This is a genomic window from Eggerthella hominis, from assembly GCF_014287365.1.
GTDB classification, from domain to species: domain Bacteria; phylum Actinomycetota; class Coriobacteriia; order Coriobacteriales; family Eggerthellaceae; genus Eggerthella; species Eggerthella guodeyinii.
This window is the reverse complement of sequence record NZ_JACOOA010000016.1, coordinates 1-4,010: the sequence shown is the minus strand read 5'-3', so window position 1 is coordinate 4,010 and position 4,010 is coordinate 1. Positions and strand designations below refer to the sequence as shown.

Annotated in this window: 4 protein-coding genes; all 4 read right to left on the bottom strand. The window is 66.6% G+C overall.

Annotation, left to right across the window (positions count from 1 at the left end; all coding sequences use genetic code 11):
• Positions 1-1,080 (bottom strand): DegT/DnrJ/EryC1/StrS family aminotransferase (locus H8S61_RS17185; protein ID WP_186939846.1); only part of this gene is annotated, 1,080 nt, incomplete at its 3' end.
• On the bottom strand, positions 1,067-1,645 hold the full coding sequence (locus H8S61_RS17180; RefSeq protein ID WP_035586366.1) for an N-acetyltransferase: 579 nt from the start codon (positions 1,643-1,645) through the stop codon (positions 1,067-1,069). The genes H8S61_RS17185 and H8S61_RS17180, both read right to left, overlap by 14 nt.
• Positions 1,645-2,718, bottom strand: coding sequence for a Gfo/Idh/MocA family protein (locus tag H8S61_RS17175; RefSeq protein ID WP_186939845.1), 1,074 nt, complete (start codon positions 2,716-2,718; stop codon positions 1,645-1,647). The genes H8S61_RS17180 and H8S61_RS17175 overlap by 1 nt, the downstream gene beginning before the upstream one ends.
• 1 nt (position 2,719) lies before the next feature.
• On the bottom strand, positions 2,720-4,010 hold a 1,291-nt coding region (locus H8S61_RS17170; protein ID WP_186939844.1), incomplete at its 5' end, for a nucleotide sugar dehydrogenase.

Genomic DNA, 4,010 nt, shown 5'->3' with positions numbered 1-4,010 from the left:
ATCCAAATACGGCCCCATCGGCAGGCTCAGAACCGTCTCGCACAACCGCTTCGCCACGGGGCATCCGCCGGGGCACAGATGCGCGCCCTCGAACGCCCTCTGCTCGTGCATGGGCTTGGGATAGTAAACCATGGTGGGGACGCCCCGCTCCTTGAGCGAGGCCTGGAGGGCGTCCCGGTCGAAGCCCTGCGGCAGCTGCACGGTGTACTGCGCCCACGAGCTGCGGCAGCCCTCGGGCACCGTCGGAAGCGCGAGGCCGCTTCCGGCGAGGGCCTCGTCGTAGGGCGCCGCGGCCTCGTTCACGGCGTCGAGCTCGTATCGCTCGAACGCTTCGAGCTTCACGAGCAGGATCGCGGCCTGGATCGAATCAAGTCGGCTGTTGATGCCGACGCGCACGTTGTCGTACTTCATCGACCCCTTGCCATGCACGGCGAAACTGCGGATCAGCTCCGCCCACTCGTCGGAGTCGGTGAACACCGCGCCGCCGTCGCCATAGCAGCCGAGCGGCTTGGCGGGGAAGAAGCTCGTGGTGGAGACGTCGCCGAACGAGCACGCCATCTTCCCGTCGATGGAGCCGCCGAAGCCCTGCGCGCCGTCCTCCAACAGCAGCATGCCGTGGCGCCCGCAGACCTCGCGGATCGCCGGGTAATCCGCCGGCAGCCCGAAGAGGTCGACCGCCACGACGGCCCTGGGGAGGAGGTCGGTCTCGTTCTCCACGAACCGTACGGCCTCTTCCAGCTTGACGGGATCGAGGTTGAAGGTCCGCTCGTCGACGTCCACGAACACGGGCGTCGCGCCGAGCAGCGCCGGCGCCTCCCCGCTCGCGAAGAACGTGAAGTCGGGCACGAACACCGCGTCGCCCGGTCCGACGCCCCACGCCATGAGCGCGAGCTGCAGCGCGTCGGTGCCGTTGGCGCAGGTTATGCAGTGCCTGGCGCCGACGTACTCGGCGAGCCGGGTTTCAAGCTCCGCAACCTTCGGGCCGCCGATGAAACAGCCCGACCCAAGAACGCCGAGCGAAGCCTCGACGATCTCGGGCTCGAGCGCCCGGTACTGGGCTTTCAGATCACGAAATTCCACGCTGCACCTCATTCAGTCCCTCATTGCCTTGCACGTACGTCCTCCCGCAAACCTCGCATGCCAAATCTTCGGAAAGGACGGCTCCGCATTCGCATGCCCATCCATGCTGCCGCGCCGGCACTCCCAGCATGAGCGCATGCGGCCGGACGTTTGACGTGACCACGGCGCCCGAGCCGATCATCGCCCATGCGCCTATTTCGTTTCCGCAGACGATCGTCGCGTTCGCCCCGATCGACGCTCCTTCGCGAACGACCGTCCTCTTGAACGCGGCGGGGCCTTTGGGGTATTTCGCCCTCGGCGTGAGGTCGTTGGTGAACACGCACGACGGGCCGCAGAAGACGTAGTCCTCCAGTTCGACCCCTTCGTAAACCGCGACGTTGTTCTGTATCCTGCATCCGTCGCCGATGCGCGCGTTTGCCGCGACGTTCACGTTCTGACCCAAGCTGCAATCGCGACCGATCGATGCACCCGACTGCACATGGCTGAAATGCCATATCCTCGTGCCCGCACCAACCGACGCCCCTTCGTCGACAAACGCGCTTTCGTGCACGAAGTAGCCGGGCATCAGAAGGCGCCTTCCATGTCGGTGCTCGCGAAATCCTGGAGCGGCAGCTTCACGGGCAGGCCCGTCTTCTGGCTCTTGTACATGGCGAGCACGACCTCGAGCGCGTCGCGCCCCGCTTTCGCGTCCACGCGGGGAGCGCGATGCTGCTCGATCGCCTCGGCCACGTCGGCGAACAAGGCGGTATGGCCGTTGCCGTACACGTTGGAGGTCTGCTCCTCCAAGCCTTTGATCGCCCGGTCCGACTCCGTCTCGTCGGCGAAATCCCAAACGTCGATCGTGTTGGTGGAGGTGCCCCCGATCTTGACGGTGCCGGACTCGCCGAACAGGTACAGCGTCTCCTCGAGGTTCTTCGGGTGCACGTTCACCGTTCCCTCGATGGTGGCCATCGACCCGTCGGAGAACGTCAAGACGGCGACGCCCACGTCCTCAGCCTCCAGGTAATCGTGGAACCGCTGCCGGGTCTGCGCGTACACGGACACGATATCCCCGCCCATGAGCCAGCGGAGCAGGTCGATGCCGTGGATGCACTGGTTCATGAGGCAGCCGCCGTCCTGGGCCCAGGTGCCGCGCCACGGCGCCTGGTCGTAGTAGCCGCGGTTGCGGTTCCAGCGCACGTGGACGGAGCCGTGGGACATGCGTCCGAAGCGGCCCCCCTCCACGGCGTCGCGGGCGTGCCGGACGGCGACGTTGAACCGGTTCTGATGGCAGGCGGACGCGACGACGCCCTTCTCCTCCGCGCGCCGGACGATCTCGTCGGCGTCCTCGATCGACATCGCGATGGGCTTCTCGATCACGACGTTGATGCCCGCCTCGATGCAGTCGAGCGCGATGCGGGCGTGCTCGCCGCTCTCGGTGGCTATGCTCGCCAGCTCGATGTCGGGATTCTCCTCGATCATCTGCAGGTAGTCGGCGTAGCGCTTTGTAGCCCCGCCGTCGTAATCCGATTTGCGGAAGAGCGCGTCGATCTTGCCGAGATCGATATCGCAGGCCGCCACGAACTCCATGTCGTTGTTCAGGGCGGCCTTCACATGGTTCGCTGCGATGCGGCCGCAGCCGATAAGTGCGTACTTCATCCTACAGCACCTCGAGGTTCTCTCTGGGGGACACGCCCTTCATGGCGTTCTTCGTGTCGAGGACGGCCTTCGCGTGCCTCTGCACGAATCCGTAGTCGACGTTGGTGTGCGCGCACGTCACCAGAACCAGGTCGGCCGAGGCGATAGCCTCGGCCGACAGGTCCGGGATGGATTCTCGCTCGACGCCCTTGTGCCGGCAGCTCGGCACCCAGGGGTCGTAGTAGGACACCTCCGCGCCCCGCTCCTCCAGGCGCTCGATCACGCGCAGGGCGGGAGATTCGCGGTAGTCGTCGATGTCCTGCTTGTACGCCACGCCCAGCACGAGCACCCTCGAGCCCATCGTCGCCTTGCCGGCGCGGTTGAGGATGCGCGCGGCGCGCGAGGCCACCCACTCCGGCATCCCGTCGTTCACGGTCATCGACGCCTCGATCATGGAGGTGTGGAAGCCGTACTCGCGCGCCTTCCACGACAGGTAGTAGGGGTCGAGCGGGATGCAGTGGCCGCCGAGCCCGGGGCCGGGGTAGAACGCGGTGAAGCCGTAGGGCTTGGTCTTGGCCGCGTCGACGACCTCCCACACGTCGATGCCCATGCGGTCGCAGAGCATCGCGAGCTCGTTCACCAGGCCGATGTTGACGTTTCGGTAGGTGTTCTCGAGGATCTTCTCCATCTCGGCGACCGCCGGGCTCGACACGCGCGTGACGCCTCCCTCGAGCACGGCCTCGTAGACCGCCGCGATGCATTCGAGCGCCTCCTCGCCGACGGCGCCCACGACCTTGGGCGTGTTCTTCGTCTTGTAGAGGAGGTTGCCGGGGTCAACGCGCTCGGGCGAGAACCCGAGGTAGAAGCCCTCGCCGCACTTCAGGCCCGAGCCCTCCTCCAGGATGGGCAGTATCAGCTCCTCGGTGGTTCCGGGGTAGGTGGTGGACTCGAGCACCACCATGGCGCCTTCTTTGAGGTAGGGCGCTATCTCGCGGGCGGACGCCTCCATGTAGGAGGTGTCGGGCATCTGGTGGGCGTCGAGCGGGGTGGGCACGCAGATGGCGACGAAGCCGCACTCGGCTATGCGCGAGAAGTCGCCCGTGGCCTCGAGCCTGCCGGCCCCGACGAGGGCCGCGAGATCCTCCTGCACGACGTCGCCGATGTAGTTCTCCCCGCGGTTCACCATGCCCACCTTGTCGGCCTGCACGTCGAAGCCGATCGTCTTGAAGCCGGCCTTGGCCTTCTCCACGGCCAGCGGCAGCCCCACGTAGCCGAGGCCCACCGTGCCGCAGACGAGGGTGCGGTCGGCGACC

Excerpts from the sequence above, each read along its gene's own strand:
- H8S61_RS17180 (WP_035586366.1), bottom strand. The coding sequence starts at position 1,645 with ATGCCCGGCTACTTCGTGCACGAAAGCGCGTTTGTCGACGAAGGGGCG.
- H8S61_RS17175 (WP_186939845.1), bottom strand. The coding sequence starts at position 2,718 with ATGAAGTACGCACTTATCGGCTGCGGCCGCATCGCAGCGAACCATGTG.